The organism is Devosia sp., assembly GCF_035944845.1.
Taxonomy (GTDB): domain Bacteria; phylum Pseudomonadota; class Alphaproteobacteria; order Rhizobiales; family Devosiaceae; genus Devosia_A.
The window spans coordinates 71,856-89,292 of the sequence record NZ_DASZAW010000071.1; the positions used below are offsets into that span (position 1 = coordinate 71,856).

Genomic DNA, 17,437 nt, shown 5'->3' on the forward strand with positions numbered 1-17,437 from the left:
TAATCGCGCACTCAGTGCCGGCCATTCGCGCAAAAACGTATCGACTGTCCGCCGCCTCGACAGCATTGGCTTGCCCCTCGGCCTCCGCCATATCAGGGTCAAGCTAACCCCCGTTGCGAGACCCATCATGATCACCGTCGAATCCCAGGCCGCGGTCCGCTCTGCTCCGACGCTGCCGCTCACCACCCATCTTGGCGCCGTCCGCATCGGCGTCACCGATCGCGACCAGGCGCTCAGCGTGTGGCGTGACGTCGTCGGCCTCGAGCTCATCTCCGAGGATGCCGAAGCGCTGCACCTCGGCGCCGCAGGTCGCGAGCTGATTACCCTCGAGCTCGGTGCCAAGAGCCCGTTCCCCGATCGCTCGCTCGGCCTCTATCACGTCGCCGTGCATGTGCCGGACCGCAAGGCGCTGGCCGAAATGGTGGTGCGCGCCCTGATGCGCCGCGTCCGCATTTCGCCGACCGATCATCTCGTCTCCGAGGCAATCTATCTTTGGGACTACGACAATAACGGCATCGAGATCACCTTCGAGACGCCCTGGCGTGGCATCATCGGCGACGGCGAGGACGGCTTTTATGTCAAGACCGTCGACGGCTCGCCGCATTCGGGCCGCGAGGCGATCGATGTCGATGACCTCTTGGCCGAACTCGACGACGTCAATGCCGTTCCGGCGCTGATGCCCGAGGGCACCCGTATCGGCCACATCCACCTGCATGTGAACGATCTCGAACAGGCCATGCGCTACTACCGCGACGGCCTGGGCTTCGGCGGCCTGTTCATCATGCGCCGCTTCGGCATGGGCGATCTCGGGCTCGACTACCCGCCGCACACCATCGCTTTCAACATCTGGTCCGGCCCCAATGCCGCCCAGGCGCCGAAGGGTTCTGCAGGCTTGCGCTGGTTCCACGTCGCGGTGCCGGATCAGGCGACGCTCGAGGCGGTGAAGGCGCGGCTGGCGGCAATCGGCGCTAGCTATTCGGAGACTAACGAAGGGATCGAGAGCAAGGACCCGGCCGGCAATGTGGTGAAGGTGGTGGTGGGCTGACTGCCGGCAGACGGCCCCGAAGGTGCCCCGCTGGTGCATGGGGCACGATCGAAGACGGAGCCACGACTCTTCACCTCCCCTTTATGGGGGAGGCCGGGAGGGGGCCGTCTGCTTCGGTTCTATTGCCGCCTAAAGGGCCGCCAGAAACCCGTCGACATCCGCCTCGCTCGTCGCCCAGCTGGTCACCAGCCGCACCAGCACCTCATCCACCGCCAGCCCGTTCGTCGGCCATTCATGCGCCGCGCCGCCTGCTGTCCGCACCCGCGCCAGCGCCGTCTTCGAGATCACCGCAAACACCTCGTTCGCGGTATTCTCCCAGCCGAGCCGCGCCGTGCTGCTGGCCCGGATACCGGAACGCAGCCGGTCCGACATGGCGTTGGCGTGGCCGGCCCGACGCAACCAGTTGCCGTTCTCAAGATACCCCTCGAACTGCGCCGCAACGAACCGCGCCTTCGAGAAGGTGTGTCCGGCCCGCTGCCGCCGCGCTTCGAAGTCTCCCAGCAGCCCCGGGGTGAACACCACGATCGCTTCGGCGGCCCAGCAACCGTTCTTGGTTGCTCCGAACGACAGAAAATCCACCCCGGCCTTCCAGGTCAGCTCGGCCGGCGTCACGTCCAGCGCCGCCACGGCATTGCCGAATCGCGCCCCATCCATATGCACCTTCAGCCCGCTGCCACGGGCGATCTCTGCCAGTTCTGCGACCTGTTCGACCGAATAGACGGTGCCCCATTCCGTGGCATTGGTGAGGCTGAGCGCCACCGGCACACTCCGACCGCCAGGCGAGTGCTTGCCAAGCGCCGTGCGGAAGGCTGCCGCATCGATCAACCCGAGCGGGCTCGCCACCGGCACCAGCTTCATGCCGCCCGACTGGAACTCCGTCGCGCCGCTTTCATCGGTGTGGACATGCGCATCCTCGCCGCAGAACACCACGCCGCCCGGCCGGCTCAGCGCCGCGAGCCCCAGCGAGTTCGACGCGGTCCCCGTCGCGGTGAACCACACCTCCACCTCGCGCTCGAACAGCTCCGAGAACCGGTCCCGGATGCCGAGGCTCAGCGGATCCCCGCCATAGGCCGGCGAGTAGCCGGCATTGTGCCGCGCCAGGGCCGCCATGACTTCGGGCGTCGCTCCAGCCCAGTTGTCGCTCGCAAAATCCACGCTGAAATACCCCACTAAAGACGCGGGGGTTTGTAGCCTGCCGGGTGCTTGTGGTGAAGCCACGCCCCGCTATGATCCCGTGCAAGAGGAGACCCCATGCGAGCCATATCCTGCACCGCGCCCGAACAGCTGGCGCTGATCGACATCGACCGTCCCGAGCTGAAGCCCGGCTGGGTCCGCGTTGCCATTCGCCACATCGGCATCTGCGGCACCGACTACCACATCTTCGAAGGCAATTTTCCCTACTTCGAGTATCCCCGCGTCATCGGCCACGAACTGAGCGGGGTCGTCGTCGATCCCAATGGCGAGGCTTTCGCCGCCGGCGATCCGGTAGTGATCAACCCCTATCTCAACTGCGGCCATTGTCCGGCTTGCCTCGAGGGGCGCGCCAACTGCTGCGAAACCCTCAAGGTGATCGGCGTTCACGCGCCGGGTGGCATGGCCGAAGAAATCGTCATGCCCGCGGGCAATCTCTACAAGGCTGACGGCCTCAGCCTTCGTGATGCCGCCATGGTCGAGTTCCTCGCCATCGGCGCCCACGCCATCCGCCGCACCGCCGAGCTGAAGCCCGGCTCGCGGGCCCTCGTGGTCGGTTCGGGCCCGATCGGGCTCGGCGTCGCCTTCTTCGCCAAGATCGCTGGAGCCGATGTCACCGTCATCGATGCGGCGCCGGACAAGATCGCCGCGACCCGGGCGCTCGGTTTCCGCACCTTCGCGCCCGCTGATCTGGAAGGCAGCGAGTTCAGCGGCATCAAGTCGACCGGCTTCGACGCGGTGTTCGATTCCACCGGCTCGATCAGGGCGATGAACGCCTCGCTGTTCCACATCCGCAATGGCGGCAGCTACACGCTGGTCGGCGTGATCAAGGGCGACCTGGTGTTCCCCGACAGCGAAGTACACCGTCGCGAACTCACCATCCGGGCTTCACGCAACGCCATCCGTGCCGATTTCGAACATGTCATGGACTCGATCCGGCAGGGCAAAGTGCCCACCGACAAGCTCGCGACGCACGCCACCAGCATGGACAGGGTGCCGCAGGACATGCCGGTCTGGGCCCATGACCGGACCGGCGTCATCAAGGCGATCGTGACCGTCTGAGGGGGCGGGAATACCGTGGGGCAGCCCTGCGCGGGCTGGCCCCTAGGCCTTCCAGCCCACCGCCTTCGGCGTCACATCGAGCTCGATTTCTTCCATCCCGAGAAGCCGCGCTACCACTTCGGGCGGGTCCTTCACCACATGTACGCCCGAGACCGTGTCGATCTTGGTGTCGCGCAGACCCTTCACCACCGCGACCACGTGTTCAGGGTTTACGTAGATGATGCCGTCGGGCGTATCGAGCTTAACCAGCCGCATAGAAATCTCCTCGCTGATGCCCCACATATCCCAGCGCCGTGCGGCCGGTGACATCATACCGGCCCATGGGAAATGAAGCGTGAACCGGAGACCCGCCGCATGACTTCCCCAGATGACATCCTGAACTTCTGGTTCGTCGAGCATGGCGAGCCGGATTGGTTCGGGGGCAAGCCCGAGTTCGATGCCGTGCTGGCTGCACGTTTCGCGGCAACGCATGCGGCCGTCGCTAGGGGCGAAGCTGCCTGGTGGCGCAACTCACCCTCCGGCCGGCTTGCCGAGGTCATCGTGCTCGATCAGTTCAGCCGGCAGCTCTACCGCAAGCAACCCCAGGCCTTTGCCGCTGACGCCATGGCGCTGCGCCTCGCGCAGGAGGCATTAGCGCTCGGCGACGACCTGCGGGTCGAGCCGCGCCGCCGCACGTTCTTCTATATGCCTTACATGCATTCGGAAGATCTCGCGGTGCATGACGAGGCCATGCGCCTGTTCACTGCGCTCGGCGACGAAGACACGCTAAAGTACGAGATCATGCACCGCGACTGCATCGCTCGCTTCGGCCGCTACCCCCGCCGCAACGCCGCCCTCGGCCGCACCTCCACTCCCGAGGAGATCGAGTACATCAATTCGGGCGACGGCATGTTCTGACGCGACGCAACCTACAAAGTCATAATACGACTTATGAATGCCCGCTGAACCTGCGGCTCTGCATCGGTTCAGCCGAGCCCCATTAGTCCTCTCTCACCCGCAGGCAATCGTGCCTGCCTCAATGGAGTGGACAACATGTTCGCACGTCTCAATAGCTTCGCCCGCCCGACCTTTGCTGCCCTTGCTCTCTCGCTGGTTGCCGTTTCCGGCTCTCCCGCTGTCATGGCCGGCGAACTGAAGCCGGTCTTCGAGGAGAAGCACCACGACGAGTACGATTGCCACAGCGTCAAGCAGGCGATCCGCTACCTCAAGAAGCGCAACTACAAGATGATCGAAAAGCTCGAGAAGGAGGCCGAGGAAGGCATCTACCTGTTCTCTGCCAAAAAGAAGAACTACGAGCACGAGTACGTCGCCTACTACATCACCTACGACGCCTGCGACCACGAGATCGTCAGCCGCACCCCGATCAAGGAAGAAAAGATGTAAGGGCCACCGGCCCCTGCACGCGGCTCTCACCCGGACGTCGGGGTTTCGGGTGAGAGCTGTCTTGGTCGTCTTCCACCTCGGGGACCCAATGGGATGCTTCAGCTTCCAACAGTGTTGCGAGATCCCACCAGATTCCCGACTGCGCGGGGATGACACCGGGGTAGCAGCACGTCGGCATTCGCCCGCTTGACCCCGTTGCCATCTCCCGTTCAACTCGCTCGTTCATCCGTGCGAGGCCCTCATGGACCATTTCCTGCCGCTTTTCGCCATTCTCGGCGCCCTGTTGCTCGGCGCCATCAGCCCAGGCCCCAGCTTCGTCTTCGTGGTGCGCACCGCCGTCGCCCAGTCGCGCACCGAAGGGCTCGCCGCGGCGCTCGGCATGGGAGTAGGGGCGATGCTGTACGGCGCACTCGCCGTGCTCGGACTGCGCACGCTGATGCAGGATGGCGGCCTGCTGTTCACCGCACTGAAAGTCGCCGGCGGGCTCTACCTGGTCTATCTCGCCTGGAAGATCTGGAGCCACGCCGCCGACCCCATCACCGTCGAGGCCGGCGCCGCACCCGCCGCCAATCCGCAGAAGGCGTTCAGCTTCGGCCTCCTCACCCAGCTCGCCAACCCGAAGATCGTCGCGGTATTCGGCGCGGTGTTCGCAGCGCTTCTGCCTGCCAATCCTGAACCCTGGCTTTACTGGGCCCTGCCGCCGCTGATCTTCCTGCAGGAAACCCTGTGGTACAGTGTCGTCGCCGTCGCCTTTTCGGCGGCCAGGCCACGCGCCCTCTATCTCAGTGCCAAGCTCTGGGTCGACCGCGCTGCCGCCGCCTTCATCGGCATACTCGGCATCCGCCTGATCATCGAGGCGCGCTAAGGGGACCAGCATGCGGGAAGCGACAGAGAAGGTCAGAGATCGGGTCTACGCCTACAACATCGCCAAGGTTTATCCGCTCTACGTCGCCAAGGCGGAGAACAAGGGGCGCAGCAAGGCGGAGGTCGATGAGATCCTCCGCTGGCTGACCGGTCACACCCAGCAGACACTGGACGATCAACTGACGAACGGCGCCACCCTCGAAGCCTTCTTCACCTCGGCGCCTGCGCTCAATCCGGCGCGGTCGCTGATCACAGGTGTGGTCTGCGGCGTCCGCGTCGAGAACATCGAAGAGCCGATGATGCGCGAGATCCGCTACCTGGACAAACTCATCGACGAACTCGCCAAGGGCAAGCCGATGGCGAAGATCCTGCGGGCCTGATCCTCCGCACGCGCCTCATCGTCTCCGCGCCGGTCTGGCATTCATGCAACGCACTTGCGCCACCGACGGGTCGGGCGTATTTCCCAACCGTCGCGAAAAGCGACCGCCTCCCTTGATCCGCTCAGTGGCGGAGTAAACAGGTGGACGAATAGTCGTCCAGGTGGTCAAGCACACGCCAGCTCATGCCTCGCGCATGGTCTGGTCAGCGTCTCCCAGAACCCCAGTCGCCCGTCTTGTCGGGTATGATCGCGAAGCTGTCGGCGCCTGCGTGGCGTCTGCCTGCTTCGCGTGGAGCAAGCTTGCCATGCAGAGATCACTCACCGTCATCTACACCGCCATTGTCCTCGACGCCGTCGGCATCGGCCTCATCTTCCCCATCCTGCCCTCGCTGCTCGCCGAGGTGACCGGCGCCGGCAACGTTGCCGCCTATATCGGCATCATGACCGCGCTCTATGCCGTCATGCAGTTCGTCTTCGCCCCGGTTCTCGGCGCCCTCAGCGATCGGCTCGGCCGTCGTCCGGTACTGCTGATTTCGCTCGGCGGGGCGGCGGTCAACTACCTGTTTCTCGCCTTCGCGCCCAACCTCTGGCTGCTGCTGCTCGGCCGCGCCATTGCCGGTCTCACCAGCGCCAATGTCTCGGTCGCCACCGCCTATGTCACCGACATCTCACCCGAGGACAGGCGGGCCCGCCGCTTCGGGCTGCTCAACGCCATGTTCGGCATCGGCTTCATTATCGGACCGGTGCTCGGCGGTGCGCTGGGGGACCACTGGCTGCGCCTGCCCTTCATCGCCGCGGCGGTGCTGAACGCCGGCAACCTGCTGCTGGCGTTCCTGGTGCTGCCCGAGTCCCGCACCCCGAGCCGGGAAAGGCTCGACCTCGCCGCGCTCAACCCGCTTCGCTCGCTGCGTTGGGCCCTCTCGATCAAGAGCCTCAGGCCGATGATCTTCATCTTCTTCGCCTTCGCCGCTACCGGCGAGGTCTATGGCACCTGCTGGGCGCTGTGGGGCGGCGACACTTTCCAGTGGAACGGCTTGTGGATCGGCCTGTCGCTCGGCGCCTTCGGCGTTTGCCAGACGCTGGCGCAGGCCTTCCTTCCTGGTCCCGCGGTGAAGCTGCTCGGCGAGCGCGGCGCCGTTCTCACCGGCATCGGCGGCGCATCGATCGCCCTCGTCGTCGTGGCCTTTGCCACTGAGAGCTGGCTGATCTTTGCCATCATGCCGGTTTTCGCGCTCGGTGGCATCGGCGCCCCGGCGCTGCAGTCGCTGGCCACGCGGCAGGTCGATGAGAGCCGGCAAGGCCAGTTCCAGGGCGTCCTTGCCTCGGTGGTCAGCCTGGCCTCCATCGCAGCGCCGCTGTTGTTTTCGAGCCTCTATTTCGTCTTCCGCGATCACTGGCCCGGCGCCATCTGGCTCTCCGTGGTGGGGCTCTACGCTGGCTTGGTGCCGCTGGTCCTCGGCCTTCGCTTCAAGCCGACGCCGCCGCTCGCGGCGCTTGCCGGCGATCGGTGAAGGAGACCCGATCGCCGGCCTGGTTGCTGGATCAGCCCGCGGTGGCAGCCGAGGGCTCGATCCCAACCGGATCGATCGCCGATCGATCGCCGCGCCTGTCGCCATGGCCGCGGTCATCCCCTCGGTGCCCGCGATCATCCCCGCGGTGCCCGCGATCGTCGCGCCCATGGCCGACGCCGCCGAGACCGTGCTCTCCGGTCGGCGTCAACAGCGCCTTCTGCGCGTCGGTGAGGCTGTTGAAGAATGCCTCGAAGCTGGGCAGGACCGAGTCCAGTGCAGCCACTTCGGCCTTCTCATTGGTCAGCCGGTTCTGCATGGCCGTCAGCATATCGGGCTTCGTCGTCGCGGTGGCGGCCGGCTGCACTGTGGCGCAGGCGTCCGCGAACGTGGTCTGGGCGGCCAGGGCGGCAGTGCGGTAGGCGTCGAACAGCGGCTGCTGCGTCGCGGTCAGCGTCAGTCGGGTCGCCAGTGCGTCGAGACGCGTCTGCAGTTGCGTTGCACCATCGGTGCTGCAGATCAGGCCGGCAAAGCCACCGCGCCCACCGCCGTGCTTGCCGTGGGGACGCATGCCGCCTTTGTCGCCCGGCTGGGCAGGGCCGGACACATCGGTCGGCGCCGGCTGAGCGAACACGCTCGGGACCAGCGTCGTGGCGCCGATGACGCCGGCGAGGGTGGCGACAACAAGCAAATGGCTCGACTTCTTCATGATGGTCTTCCTCTGGCTGACCGGCCGGGGAGGGCCGGGTCCGTTGCGGCGGGGTGCCGCGACTGAGGTGGAGGCAATCATCCCAAGCTGTCGGCGACCTTGCACCGGCACAGATTTTTCGTAAGCCTGGCGACAGGTTGCTGGGCTAGAAGGATCGGAAAACGAGGCCCGTGGCGTGCGCATTCTGCTGATTGAGGACGACTATGTGCTCGGCGAAGCCATGCGCGACCAGGTCAGCGCGGATGGGCACGGTGTCGATTGGATGCAGCGGCTCGACGACGCGCGGGCGGCGCTGGCCACCGTTGACTACGGCCTGATCCTGCTCGATCTCAACCTGCCCGACGGGCGCGGGCTCGATCTGCTCAAGGAGTTGCGCCGGCAGGGCAACCCCGTGCCGGTGATCATCACCACGGCGCAGGATCAGATCGCCATCCGTATCGACGGGCTGAACGCCGGGGCGGATGATTACCTGGTCAAACCCTTCGACCTCAACGAGATGAGTGCGCGGGTCTCGGCGGTGGCACGCCGCTATGCCGGCATTGCCGCGCCGCAACTGACGGTGGGAGCGGCCAGCGTCAACCTGGCGACCAAGTCGGTGAGCATCGCTGGCAAGCCGATCAGCCTCACCTCGCGCGAATGGGCGGTGCTCGAACGGCTGCTGAGCCGGCGCGGCGCCATCGTCACGAAGTCCGAGATCGAGGATTCGCTCTACCCGTTCGGGGCCGAGGTCGAAGGCAATGCCGTGGAAGTCTATGTCAGCCGGCTGCGCAAGAAACTCGGCCCGGATGTCGTCACCACGGTGCGCGGCATGGGTTACAGGATCGAAACATGAAGCGCCGGTCGATCGCGCTGCAACTGGCGGTCTGGCTCAGTGCCGCAATGCTGGTGTTCTGGCTCGGCGGCGCGGCAATTTCGAGCCTCGTGCTGCGCAGCGAGCTGGAGCAGGCCTTTGACGAAACCCTGCGCCAGAGCGCGTTCCGGCTGCTGCCGCTGGCCAATCAGGAAGTCGGCGACGACCGTGGCCGGCGCCGCGACGCCATCCCGCGCATGGAGTTCGACGATAGCAATCGCGGACCTGGGCGCAAGGGGCCGCCGCCACGGGCCATCGGGCCAAGTCGGGAGGCGTTCACCTATATCGTCTATGACGCTGCCGGAACGGTGCGGGTTCGCGCCGAGGACGCGCCGACCGTGCTGCCGGCGCTGCCCGCGGCCGACGGCTTCTTCTCGGTTGATGGCCGCCGCGCCTACAAATCGACCGACCGGCGCAGCGGCCTCGGCATCGTGGTGCTCGAAACCACCGACGCCCGCAGCGCTGCGCTGTGGGGCGCCATCGCCGGCTTACTGTGGCCCCTGGCTGCGCTGCTGCCGCTGGTGGCGCTCGGCATCTGGCTGGCGGTCCGCATCGCGCTGAAGCCGGTCGAGCGGCTCAGCCACGACGTCGCCCTGCGTAACGGAGCCAACCTCGCCCCGTTGAACGACGACGATCAGCCGGCTGAGCTGGCGCCGATCGCCCGGGAGATCGAAGGGTTGCTGGAGCGGCTGCGCGCGGCGATGGACGCCGAACGCACCTTCGCGGCGAGCAGTGCCCACGAGTTGCGCACCCCGATCGCCGGGGCGCTGGCGCAAACCCAGCGGCTCGCCCGCGAACTGGGCGAGCATGCCTCGGCGCCGCGCCTCAAGGAAATCGAGTCCGCGCTGCGCGGCCTATCCGAGCTCGCCGAGCGGCTGCTGCAACTCTCGAGGCTCGAGGCCGGCTTCGCCCGCGGCGAGGAGGTGGTTGACCTGGCGCCGGTGCTGGCGCTGGTGGTTCGCGACTTCGAGATGCAATCCACTACCGCGCCACGCGTCAGGTTCGAGGCGGATGCCGATGCCGACCTGCGGCATCGGATCAACCCCGATGCCTTTGCCATCGCGGTCCGCAACCTGATCAACAACGCGCTGCTGCACGGGGCGGCAGACGGCGACGTCGTGGTCGAATCCGGACCGGGGCCCATGGTGCGCGTCCGCAATCACGGCGCCGTACTGGCGGCCGATGTCGTTGCCCGCCTCAGCGAACGTTTCACCCGTGGCGCTACGCGCGCCAGCGGCTCGGGGCTCGGACTCGCCGTCGTCGATACGATCATGCAGCAGACCGGCGGCAGGCTGATCCTCAGTTCCCCGGCCACTGGCTGGACCGATGGCTTCGAGGCGACCCTGCTGCTCGATCCGCAAGCGCCGGTCGATCGCCGCAGAAGCGTCGACTGATCGAGATCAGCCGACGCCTGCCGGCTCAGCTGGTTCAGATGAGCCGCTGTCCGCCATCGATATGGATGGTCTCGCCGGTCATGAACTCGTTTTCCATGGCGTAGATGTAGGCCGGCGCCACATCGGCGGGTGCGGCGATCCGGCCGATCGGCAGGCGGGCCGCCATGGCTTCGAAATAGCCCGCCTTCGCCTCGCCCACCAATTCGTCGAACATCGGCGTATCGACCCAGCCGGGGGAGACGATGTTCACCCGGCTTGGGGCGAGCTCCAGCGCCAGGGCGCGGGCGAAGTAGCTGAACGAGCCGGCGATGGCTGAAACCACCGCACCGCCGGGCACCGGCGGCCGGTCCTTGTTGATACCCGAGGTGAAGGTCATCGAGCCGCCTCGCTTGAGGGTGCGAACGGCGTGCTTGGCCACCAGCACTGCGCCGACCAGCTTGTCGTCGATGAAGCGCCGCACCTCGTCGGCATTCGTCTCGCCGATCGGGTCGCCCGGCGGTGGATTACCGGCGGTCGATACCAGGTGATCGAAGGCACCGATGCCGGCAAAAGCCGCAGAAATTTCGCCCTCTCGCGTCATGTCGGCGGTGACCGTGCTCACCCGGCCATTGCCGCCGAGGTCGCGCTGCGCCCTCAGCAGTTTCTCCTGCGAGCGGCCGACGATCACCAGTTCTGCGCCGCGCTCCAGCGCCGCTGCGGCGACACCGAGACCAATGCCGGAGCTGCCTCCGACAACGACGATTTTTCTGCCCATCAGCTGTGCCATGGGATTTCTCCGTTGTTGCGATTTCGAGTTGGATAGGAACGGGCGCCGGCTCAGCCGCGCGCGGCGCGCTCGAGGTCGGCGATGACGATCTTCTTCATCCGGTACATCGCCTGCAGCACGCGCCCGGCTTTCTCGCGGTCCGGATCGGCCACCAGTTGCAGCAGCCGGGTCGGCGACACCTGCCAGTAGACGCCGAACTTGTCGGTGAGCCAGCCGCAGGGCTGCTCCTTGCCGCCATCTGCTATCAGGGCGTTCCAGTAGTAATCGGTCTCCTCCTGGTCGGCCGTCTCGATGAGAAACGAGAACGACTCGTTGTAGTGCGCCGGAGAATTGGCGTTGAGCGCCACCACCGGCTGGCCGGCGAGTGCGAAGCGCACCACCGACAGTTCCGGATCGGGCATCACGCTGCGCCCGAGCACCTCGGAATCCTTGAAGATCGACGTGTAGAACGCCATCGCCGCTTCGGCCTGGTCGTTGAACCAGAGGTGGGGAAAGACCTTTGCCATGATGCTTCTCCCTCAGGTGTTGTCGCGGCCGACCGGGTGGATCGAGCCATCCCAGTCGCGCTCGTAGCCGAGGTCGGCCAGGAGATGAGCCGAGAGACCGGCGACCCGATCTTCGGTAGTGCGGCGCGCCATCGTCTTGCGCAGCGGCGATACCGCCACCACCAGTGCGTTCCGCATCGCCCCAATGAGGTCGCGGATCGTCTGCGAGCCGGTCGGCGCCACAGCATGGCACTCGTCGACATATGCATGATAATTGCTCACAGGATGTTCCTTTCGTTTGCTGAGTAGTCGCTTGAGCTGAGCCGGAAACCGCTGTTTCCATGGGCACAATCTGGGCGATCAACGCCTCGACAACAAACGAGAATTGCTGCACCATCTGTGAGGAGAACTCACAGATAACGCATGCCACGCCAGCTTCCACCGCTCTCCGCCCTGCCGGCCTTTGATGCTGCGGCACGGCACCTGAGCTTCACCAATGCGGCGGCCGAGCTGAACCTCACGCACGGCGCCATCAGCCGCGCCATCCGCAACATCGAGGATCGGCTCGGGGTGCAGCTGTTCGAGCGCGGCACCCGGTCGGTCAGCCTCACGCCCGAGGGCGCCGCCTATGCGGCGGAGGTCGCTGCGGCGCTCGATCAGATCAGTACTGCCACCATGGCGGTGGCGGCGCCGCGCCCGGCCGGTGTACTCAATGTCAGCACCTCGGATGGCTTCGCCGGTCGCTGGCTGGTGCCGCGGCTCTACCGCTTCCATCGCGCGCACCGCGATATCGATGTGCGCATCTCGACCTCGGGCCTGCTCGCCGATTTCGTCCGCGACGGCGTCGATATCGCCATCCGCTACGGCGCGGGCGAATACGAGGGCGCGGTGTCCGAACTGCTCTCGGAGGTGGACGTATTCCCGGTCTGCAGCCCTGAGCTGCTACAAGGCGAGCACCCGCTGCGCGAGCCTGCCGACCTCAAGCATCACACTCTGATCCACGATGGCTTTCCGATCGACTGGAAGCTCTGGCTGGAGCGAGCCGGGGTCACCGACATCAACCCCAATAGCGGCGTGCGCTTCGATTCCGCCACCTATGCCACGGAGGCCGCCGTCCATGGCGAGGGCGTGCTGCTGGGGCGTAGTACCCTGGTCTCGGCCGACCTCGCCGCCGGGCGGCTGGTCCGCCCGTTCGGCCTCGAACTGAAGGCGAGTTCCAAATACTATGTCGTCTACCTGCAGAGCGCCCTGCGGCAGCGCCGGGTGAGAGCCTTCCGCGACTGGCTGCTGGCCGAGAGTGCTCTCGACAAACAGCAGGTCGGCAAAGAATCATAATACGACTGATGAATATACGGTGACCGCCGCTGTCGGCTGGCATTCAGTCCGATCGACCTAGCGTACCCCGTCGGCGGGCAAATCACTGTCCGCCAGTTGCGGAGCAAGCGATGTTTTCACCTAGCGTCTCGATCCTTAAGTTCGGCCTCACTGCGACTATCGTCGTCGCCGCCCTGGCCTCGCCTCAGGCCTTTGCCGCTGGCGCCAAGGGCGGCTTCGACCTCGGCGGCGAGCACCTCAACCAGTGCCTTGGGCCTGAACGGGTCGCCAAGATCCTCCTGCGCAAAGGTTACACCCATGTGCAGCACTACCCCCAGTATTCCAGGGAGTATCGCTACTTCTTCGGCGCCTCCAAGCCGAAGATGGACGGTAAGCGGGTGTACTGGCACCTGACATACGATGCCTGCGAGCAGGAGATCGTCTTCAAGGAATCGCAGGAGTAGGCCGAAGAGCGAGTGCGGCGCGCGCCGCTAGACTTCGCGTACCAGCGACGGGTCGACCAGCGCGCCCTTGTGCCCGATCACCACGCCGGCAACCCGGTGGGCGCGCTGGGCGGCTTCGACCGGCGTCAGGCCGCGAGCCCGGCCGCTGAGATAGCCGCCGTTGAACGAGTCACCGGCGCCGGTGGCGTCGACCACCTTCTCCGCCTTCGGCGCCGGTACGTACTGGCGCACGCCGTCGGCCGTGGCGACGAAAGCCGGTTTCGAACCGTCCTTGGCCACCACTTCCCGGGCCCCCAGCTTCAGGTAACGTTCCGCCGTCGCCTCGGGCGAGGCATCGCCGAACAGCGGTGCTTCGTCAGTGTGGGTCGGCAACACGATATCGGCGATCGCCGCGGCCGCCGTCAGCGTTGAGGCCATGATCTTCGGGCTGGTCCACAGCGCCGGCCTCAGGTTGGTGTCGAATACCACCGTTGCGCCGGCATCGCGCGCCTTGACGATGGTGCGCATCAGCTTGCCGCGGGCCCGCGGCGCCAGGATCGCCATCGAGATGCCCGAGAAATACACAGTATCGGCGCCGACCACCGCCGCCTCCAGCGCCTCGACATCGTCGGCAAGGAGCTTTGCCGCCGATTGCCCGCGCCAGTATGTGAAGTGCCGGTCGCCCTTTTCCTGGTGGATCAGGTAAAGCCCGGGGCGGCGGTTGGCGATGGTCTGGATCCGCTCGGTGCCGATCCCGGCCTTGCCGATGAATGCCCGCATCTCACCTGAATACATGTCGTCGCCGAGCGCCGTGACATAGTCCACGTCCCAGCCCTCGGGGAGCAGGGCCCGCGCGTACCATGCGGTGTTCAGCGTATCGCCGGCATAGCCGAGGCGGTACATGCCGCCTTCGCCGCCAGACATTTCGATCATGGCTTCGCCGATGCTCACGAACCGTTTGGTCACGCCGTCTTCCCCTCAACTGCCCAATGCTTATGCCGGGGATATTTTGCCCACGCAACCGCCTGGTATGGCAGTCCCCGGGATGCTCCGGTATTGATGCACGCACCTCTTCCTATCCCCTCCTGCGTGGCGGGGGCGGGAGACCGCCCCAAGGGTGGTGGAAGGGGAAGCCGTCATCAGGGGGAACACCGACACATGCCACGCCTGTCCATGTCCGAAATCCAGTCAGACACCCTTCGTCCACGTGGCGTCGACGTCATCGATTACAACCGATCGACGGTCACCCCAGGCATCGTTCACCTCGGGATCGGCGCTTTCCATAGGGCCCACATGGCTGCCTATGTCGACAGCCTGCTCGCCAAAAACCCCAGCTGGGGGATTATCGGCGCCTCGCTGCGCCGTCCCGATACCCGCGACGCGCTCGAGCCGCAGGATTTCCTCTACACCCTCGCCATCCGCGATGCCTCGGGCACCAAACCGCGCATCATCGGCGCCATCCTTGATGTGCTCGATGCCAACACCCAGCGCGCCCAGCTCATCGAAACCATGGCGGACCCGGCGATCCGCATCGTATCGCTGACCGTCACCGAGAAGGGCTATTGCCACGATCCTTCGACCGGCGAGCTCGATGAGAAGCACCCCGATATCGTCCACGACCTCGCGCACCCTGAGATGCCGATCAGCGCGCCCGGCATCATCGTCGCCGCGCTCGCGCTTCGGCAGCGCCGTGGCCTCGCGCCCTTCACGGTGATGAGCTGCGATAACCTGCCGTCCAACGGCAAGACCGCCGGCCGCATCGTGCGCCGCTTCGCCGAGCTGAGGGGCCTGGGCGAGAGCTTCGCCGGCTACGTGCAGGGCGTTAGTTTCCCCTCAACCATGATCGACCGGATCGTTCCCGCCACCACCGATGCCGACCGCGCCATCGTCGCAGAGCTGACCGGCCTGGAGGACGCCTGGCCGATCATGACCGAGCCCTTCACCCAGTGGGTGATCGAGGACGATTTTCCCACCGGCCGGCCGCCCTTCGAAAGCGTGGGGGCCGAGCTGGTCGAGGATGTCGAACCGTTCGAGCTGATGAAGCTCAGGATGCTCAATGGCAGCCACTCGACCATGGCCTATCTCGGCTATCTCTCGGGCTATCAATACGTCAACGAGGCCATCGCCGATGCCGACATCCGCCGGCTGATCCACGGACTGATGACCGAGGAAGCGATGCCGACCCTGCCGATGCCGCGCGCGACGCTGGAAGCCTACCGCGATCAGTTGCTGGCGCGCTTCGCCAACCCGGCGCTCAAGCACCGCACCTGGCAGATCGCCATGGATGGCACGCAGAAGCTGCCGCAGCGTCTGTTGGGCACCATCCGCGACCGGCTCGAGGCGGCGCAGCCGTTCCCCCGTCTCGCCTTGGGCGTCGCCGCCTGGATGCGCTACATCACCGGCATCGACGAAGCCGACCAGCCGATCGAGGTGAAAGATCCGCTGGCGGCACGGCTACGGCAGATCGCCGACGGGGCAGGGCGGGATCCGGTGAAGCTGGCGAATGGGCTGCTGGCCGTGACCGAAGTGTTCGGCACTGACCTGCCTGAGGTGGCGGTGTTCCGCGACACAGTGACCAACCATTTGAAATCGCTGCTGGAAAACGGCGCGAAGGAAGCGGTGCGGCGGGTCGGCTGACCTGCCCCTCACCCGTCTCGGCTACGCCGAGCCACCCTCTCCCTCAAGGGGAGAGGGAAGACTGCGATGGTGCCGCATCACCTTTCGCCCCTTGAGGTCAGCGGACGAGGGCGTAGCCCTCGCCGCGAGGTGCCCGAAGGGCGGATGAGGGGTATCGCGTTGCAAGCGACGCGCGATCCGAGCGTTAGCGAGGAGCGACTACAGCCGCCCGTCCATAGCCCGATCAAATATCTCCAGCGCCAGCTTTTTCGTCAGCTCCACCGGATTGCCGCCCGCCGTTGGATCGACGATGGCCATCTCGGCGATCAGGTCGCGCTTTTCCCCCGTGACCTTGAAATCCTTGAGCGTGTTGGGAACGTTGAGCTTGGCGCGGAGCCCATTGATGGCGCTGAGGAACGCATCGAAGTTCGGCGACAGTCCGCAATAGGCGGCAAGCCGGGCGATCCTGGCTTCGATCGCATCGCGGTTGGCCACCAGCACATAAGGCATGAACACAGCATTGGTCATGCCGTGATGCGTATCGTAGAGCGCCCCGACCGGGTGGCTCAGCGAGTGGATGGCGCCGAGGCCTTTCTGGAAGGCAGTCGCGCCCATCGCCGCAGCGCTCATCAGGTGGCCGCGCGCCTCGATGTCATTGGGATTCTCCACCACCTTGGGCAGGTTCTCGAGCGCCAGCCGCACCCCTTCCACCGCAATACCGTCGGCCAGCGGGTGGTAGCCTTTGGCGCAATAGGCCTCGAGGCAATGCGCCAGCGCGTCGAACCCGGTGCCGACGGTGATGAAGGTCGGCATGCCGACCGTCAGCTCCGGATCGGCGATCACCACCTTGGGCATCATCAGCGGGTGGAAGATCACCTTCTTGGTGTGGGTCGCCTCGTCGGTGATCACCCCGGCGCGGCCGACTTCAGAGCCGGTCCCGGCGGTGGTCGGCACCGCGACGATCGGGAAAATCCCCTTGGGGTCGGCGCGGGTCCACCAGTCGCCGATATCCTCGAAATCCCACATCGGCCGGGTCTGCCCGGCCATGAAGGCGATCACCTTGCCGGTATCGAGCCCCGAGCCGCCGCCGAACGCGATCACCCCGTCATGCCCGCCTTGCCTGAGCACCTCGATGCCTGCGTTGACGTTGGCCGAGATCGGATTGGGCTTCACGTCGGCGAACAAGCCCACCTCGAACCCGGCGTCACGCACCAGTTTGAGAGTGTCCTGCGTCACCGGCAAACTCGCCAGCCCCGCATCGGTCACCAGCAGCGGTCGTGTAATCCCGGCGGTTTTCAGCGCCTCCGGCAGCTCGGCGATGCGGCCGGCGCCGAACTTCACGGCAGTGGGATAGTTCCAGTTGGCCTTGGTCGTCATGTCAGTTCTCCTGGCCACTGGGGCCGTCCCCACACTCGATGTCATCCCCGC

20 protein-coding genes are annotated in these 17,437 nt (G+C 65.9%); 12 read left to right on the forward strand and 8 right to left on the reverse strand.

All coding sequences use genetic code 11. From position 1 onward, the window contains the following. Positions 1 to 127 precede the first annotated feature (127 nt). A complete protein-coding gene (locus VGV07_RS14010) occupies positions 128 to 1,045 on the forward strand; it encodes a VOC family protein (protein ID WP_326869329.1) in 918 nt (305 codons plus the stop codon). Between the two features lie 129 nt (positions 1,046 to 1,174). Here the strand turns inward: VGV07_RS14010 and VGV07_RS14015 are convergent, their stop codons facing one another. Further along, entirely contained in the window at positions 1,175 to 2,200 is a 1,026-nt protein-coding gene (locus tag VGV07_RS14015; RefSeq protein WP_326869330.1) for a low specificity L-threonine aldolase, read from the reverse strand. A gap of 96 nt (positions 2,201 to 2,296) precedes the next feature. Here VGV07_RS14015 and VGV07_RS14020 point away from each other — a divergent pair, with 96 nt between their 5' ends. After that, complete coding sequence (locus VGV07_RS14020) at positions 2,297 to 3,298, forward strand: zinc-binding alcohol dehydrogenase family protein (protein ID WP_326869331.1); 1,002 nt, start codon at positions 2,297 to 2,299, stop codon at positions 3,296 to 3,298. Positions 3,299 to 3,340: 42 nt separating this feature from the next. Here VGV07_RS14020 and VGV07_RS14025 read toward each other — a convergent pair whose 3' ends face one another. Beyond that, positions 3,341 to 3,553 (reverse strand): hypothetical protein, encoded by a 213-nt coding sequence (locus tag VGV07_RS14025; RefSeq protein ID WP_055887892.1) that lies wholly within the window; start codon positions 3,551 to 3,553, stop codon positions 3,341 to 3,343. A gap of 99 nt (positions 3,554 to 3,652) precedes the next feature. Here VGV07_RS14025 and VGV07_RS14030 point away from each other — a divergent pair, with 99 nt between their 5' ends. From VGV07_RS14030 to VGV07_RS14050, 5 genes are all read left to right on the forward strand, one after another. Beyond that, positions 3,653 to 4,195: a DUF924 family protein gene (locus tag VGV07_RS14030; protein ID WP_326869332.1), complete on the forward strand. Its 543-nt coding sequence runs from the start codon at positions 3,653 to 3,655 to the stop codon at positions 4,193 to 4,195. A 135-nt stretch (positions 4,196 to 4,330) separates the two neighbouring features. Next, the gene (locus VGV07_RS14035; RefSeq protein ID WP_326869333.1) at positions 4,331 to 4,681 is read left to right on the forward strand and encodes a hypothetical protein; all 351 of its coding nucleotides are present in this window, start codon (positions 4,331 to 4,333) and stop codon (positions 4,679 to 4,681) included. A gap of 241 nt (positions 4,682 to 4,922) precedes the next feature. Then, entirely contained in the window at positions 4,923 to 5,546 is a 624-nt protein-coding gene (locus tag VGV07_RS14040) for a LysE family translocator (RefSeq protein WP_326869334.1), read from the forward strand. A 10-nt stretch (positions 5,547 to 5,556) separates the two neighbouring features. Next, positions 5,557 to 5,925: a DUF2200 domain-containing protein gene (locus VGV07_RS14045; RefSeq protein WP_326869335.1), complete on the forward strand. Its 369-nt coding sequence runs from the start codon at positions 5,557 to 5,559 to the stop codon at positions 5,923 to 5,925. Between the two features lie 304 nt (positions 5,926 to 6,229). Then, positions 6,230 to 7,435, forward strand: a complete 1,206-nt coding sequence (locus tag VGV07_RS14050; protein ID WP_326869336.1) for a TCR/Tet family MFS transporter — start codon at positions 6,230 to 6,232, stop codon at positions 7,433 to 7,435. Positions 7,436 to 7,466: 31 nt separating this feature from the next. Here VGV07_RS14050 and VGV07_RS14055 read toward each other — a convergent pair whose 3' ends face one another. Beyond that, a complete protein-coding gene (locus tag VGV07_RS14055; RefSeq protein ID WP_326869337.1) occupies positions 7,467 to 8,141 on the reverse strand; it encodes a Spy/CpxP family protein refolding chaperone in 675 nt (224 codons plus the stop codon). A gap of 175 nt (positions 8,142 to 8,316) precedes the next feature. Between VGV07_RS14055 and VGV07_RS14060 the strand changes: the two genes are divergently transcribed. Continuing rightward, complete coding sequence (locus VGV07_RS14060; protein WP_326869338.1) at positions 8,317 to 8,973, forward strand: response regulator transcription factor; 657 nt, start codon at positions 8,317 to 8,319, stop codon at positions 8,971 to 8,973. Then, positions 8,970 to 10,385 carry a HAMP domain-containing sensor histidine kinase gene (locus VGV07_RS14065; protein WP_326869339.1) on the forward strand — a complete coding sequence of 472 codons (1,416 nt, stop codon included), beginning with the start codon at positions 8,970 to 8,972 and terminating at the stop codon, positions 10,383 to 10,385. The genes VGV07_RS14060 and VGV07_RS14065 overlap by 4 nt, the downstream gene beginning before the upstream one ends. 34 nt (positions 10,386 to 10,419) lie before the next feature. On the opposite strand, the gene VGV07_RS14070 is transcribed toward VGV07_RS14065, so the two are convergent. The 3 genes from VGV07_RS14070 to VGV07_RS14080 are packed head-to-tail and all read right to left on the reverse strand — an operon-like array spanning position 10,420 to position 11,918. Continuing rightward, positions 10,420 to 11,151 (reverse strand): SDR family oxidoreductase, encoded by a 732-nt coding sequence (locus VGV07_RS14070; protein ID WP_326869340.1) that lies wholly within the window; start codon positions 11,149 to 11,151, stop codon positions 10,420 to 10,422. A 50-nt stretch (positions 11,152 to 11,201) separates the two neighbouring features. Next, complete coding sequence (locus tag VGV07_RS14075; protein WP_326869341.1) at positions 11,202 to 11,657, reverse strand: VOC family protein; 456 nt, start codon at positions 11,655 to 11,657, stop codon at positions 11,202 to 11,204. Between the two features lie 12 nt (positions 11,658 to 11,669). Further along, on the reverse strand, positions 11,670 to 11,918 hold the full coding sequence (locus VGV07_RS14080) for a hypothetical protein (RefSeq protein WP_326869342.1): 249 nt from the start codon (positions 11,916 to 11,918) through the stop codon (positions 11,670 to 11,672). A gap of 141 nt (positions 11,919 to 12,059) precedes the next feature. Here VGV07_RS14080 and gcvA point away from each other — a divergent pair, with 141 nt between their 5' ends. After that, positions 12,060 to 12,971, forward strand: a complete 912-nt coding sequence (gcvA, locus tag VGV07_RS14085; RefSeq protein WP_326869343.1) for a transcriptional regulator GcvA — start codon at positions 12,060 to 12,062, stop codon at positions 12,969 to 12,971. A 110-nt stretch (positions 12,972 to 13,081) separates the two neighbouring features. Next, positions 13,082 to 13,414 (forward strand): hypothetical protein, encoded by a 333-nt coding sequence (locus tag VGV07_RS14090; RefSeq protein WP_326869344.1) that lies wholly within the window; start codon positions 13,082 to 13,084, stop codon positions 13,412 to 13,414. A gap of 27 nt (positions 13,415 to 13,441) precedes the next feature. Here the strand turns inward: VGV07_RS14090 and VGV07_RS14095 are convergent, their stop codons facing one another. Next, complete coding sequence (locus VGV07_RS14095) at positions 13,442 to 14,359, reverse strand: sugar kinase (protein WP_326869345.1); 918 nt, start codon at positions 14,357 to 14,359, stop codon at positions 13,442 to 13,444. A gap of 192 nt (positions 14,360 to 14,551) precedes the next feature. Between VGV07_RS14095 and VGV07_RS14100 the strand changes: the two genes are divergently transcribed. Continuing rightward, positions 14,552 to 16,030: a mannitol dehydrogenase family protein gene (locus VGV07_RS14100; protein WP_414649951.1), complete on the forward strand. Its 1,479-nt coding sequence runs from the start codon at positions 14,552 to 14,554 to the stop codon at positions 16,028 to 16,030. A gap of 198 nt (positions 16,031 to 16,228) precedes the next feature. On the opposite strand, the gene VGV07_RS14105 is transcribed toward VGV07_RS14100, so the two are convergent. After that, positions 16,229 to 17,386 carry an iron-containing alcohol dehydrogenase gene (locus VGV07_RS14105; RefSeq protein WP_326869346.1) on the reverse strand — a complete coding sequence of 386 codons (1,158 nt, stop codon included), beginning with the start codon at positions 17,384 to 17,386 and terminating at the stop codon, positions 16,229 to 16,231. Positions 17,387 to 17,437: the final 51 nt, after the last annotated feature.

Coding starts and splice junctions, on each gene's coding strand:
- VGV07_RS14010 (WP_326869329.1), top strand. CDS start 128: ATGATCACCGTCGAATCCCAGGCCGCGGTCCGCTCTGCTCCGACGCTG.
- VGV07_RS14020 (WP_326869331.1), top strand. CDS start 2,297: ATGCGAGCCATATCCTGCACCGCGCCCGAACAGCTGGCGCTGATCGAC.
- VGV07_RS14025 (WP_055887892.1), bottom strand. CDS start 3,553: ATGCGGCTGGTTAAGCTCGATACGCCCGACGGCATCATCTACGTAAAC.
- VGV07_RS14030 (WP_326869332.1), top strand. CDS start 3,653: ATGACTTCCCCAGATGACATCCTGAACTTCTGGTTCGTCGAGCATGGC.
- VGV07_RS14035 (WP_326869333.1), top strand. CDS start 4,331: ATGTTCGCACGTCTCAATAGCTTCGCCCGCCCGACCTTTGCTGCCCTT.
- VGV07_RS14040 (WP_326869334.1), top strand. CDS start 4,923: ATGGACCATTTCCTGCCGCTTTTCGCCATTCTCGGCGCCCTGTTGCTC.
- VGV07_RS14045 (WP_326869335.1), top strand. CDS start 5,557: ATGCGGGAAGCGACAGAGAAGGTCAGAGATCGGGTCTACGCCTACAAC.
- VGV07_RS14050 (WP_326869336.1), top strand. CDS start 6,230: ATGCAGAGATCACTCACCGTCATCTACACCGCCATTGTCCTCGACGCC.
- VGV07_RS14055 (WP_326869337.1), bottom strand. CDS start 8,141: ATGAAGAAGTCGAGCCATTTGCTTGTTGTCGCCACCCTCGCCGGCGTC.
- VGV07_RS14065 (WP_326869339.1), top strand. CDS start 8,970: ATGAAGCGCCGGTCGATCGCGCTGCAACTGGCGGTCTGGCTCAGTGCC.
- VGV07_RS14070 (WP_326869340.1), bottom strand. CDS start 11,151: ATGGCACAGCTGATGGGCAGAAAAATCGTCGTTGTCGGAGGCAGCTCC.
- VGV07_RS14075 (WP_326869341.1), bottom strand. CDS start 11,657: ATGGCAAAGGTCTTTCCCCACCTCTGGTTCAACGACCAGGCCGAAGCG.
- gcvA (WP_326869343.1), top strand. CDS start 12,060: ATGCCACGCCAGCTTCCACCGCTCTCCGCCCTGCCGGCCTTTGATGCT.
- VGV07_RS14090 (WP_326869344.1), top strand. CDS start 13,082: ATGTTTTCACCTAGCGTCTCGATCCTTAAGTTCGGCCTCACTGCGACT.
- VGV07_RS14100 (WP_414649951.1), top strand. CDS start 14,552: ATGCCACGCCTGTCCATGTCCGAAATCCAGTCAGACACCCTTCGTCCA.
- VGV07_RS14105 (WP_326869346.1), bottom strand. CDS start 17,386: ATGACGACCAAGGCCAACTGGAACTATCCCACTGCCGTGAAGTTCGGC.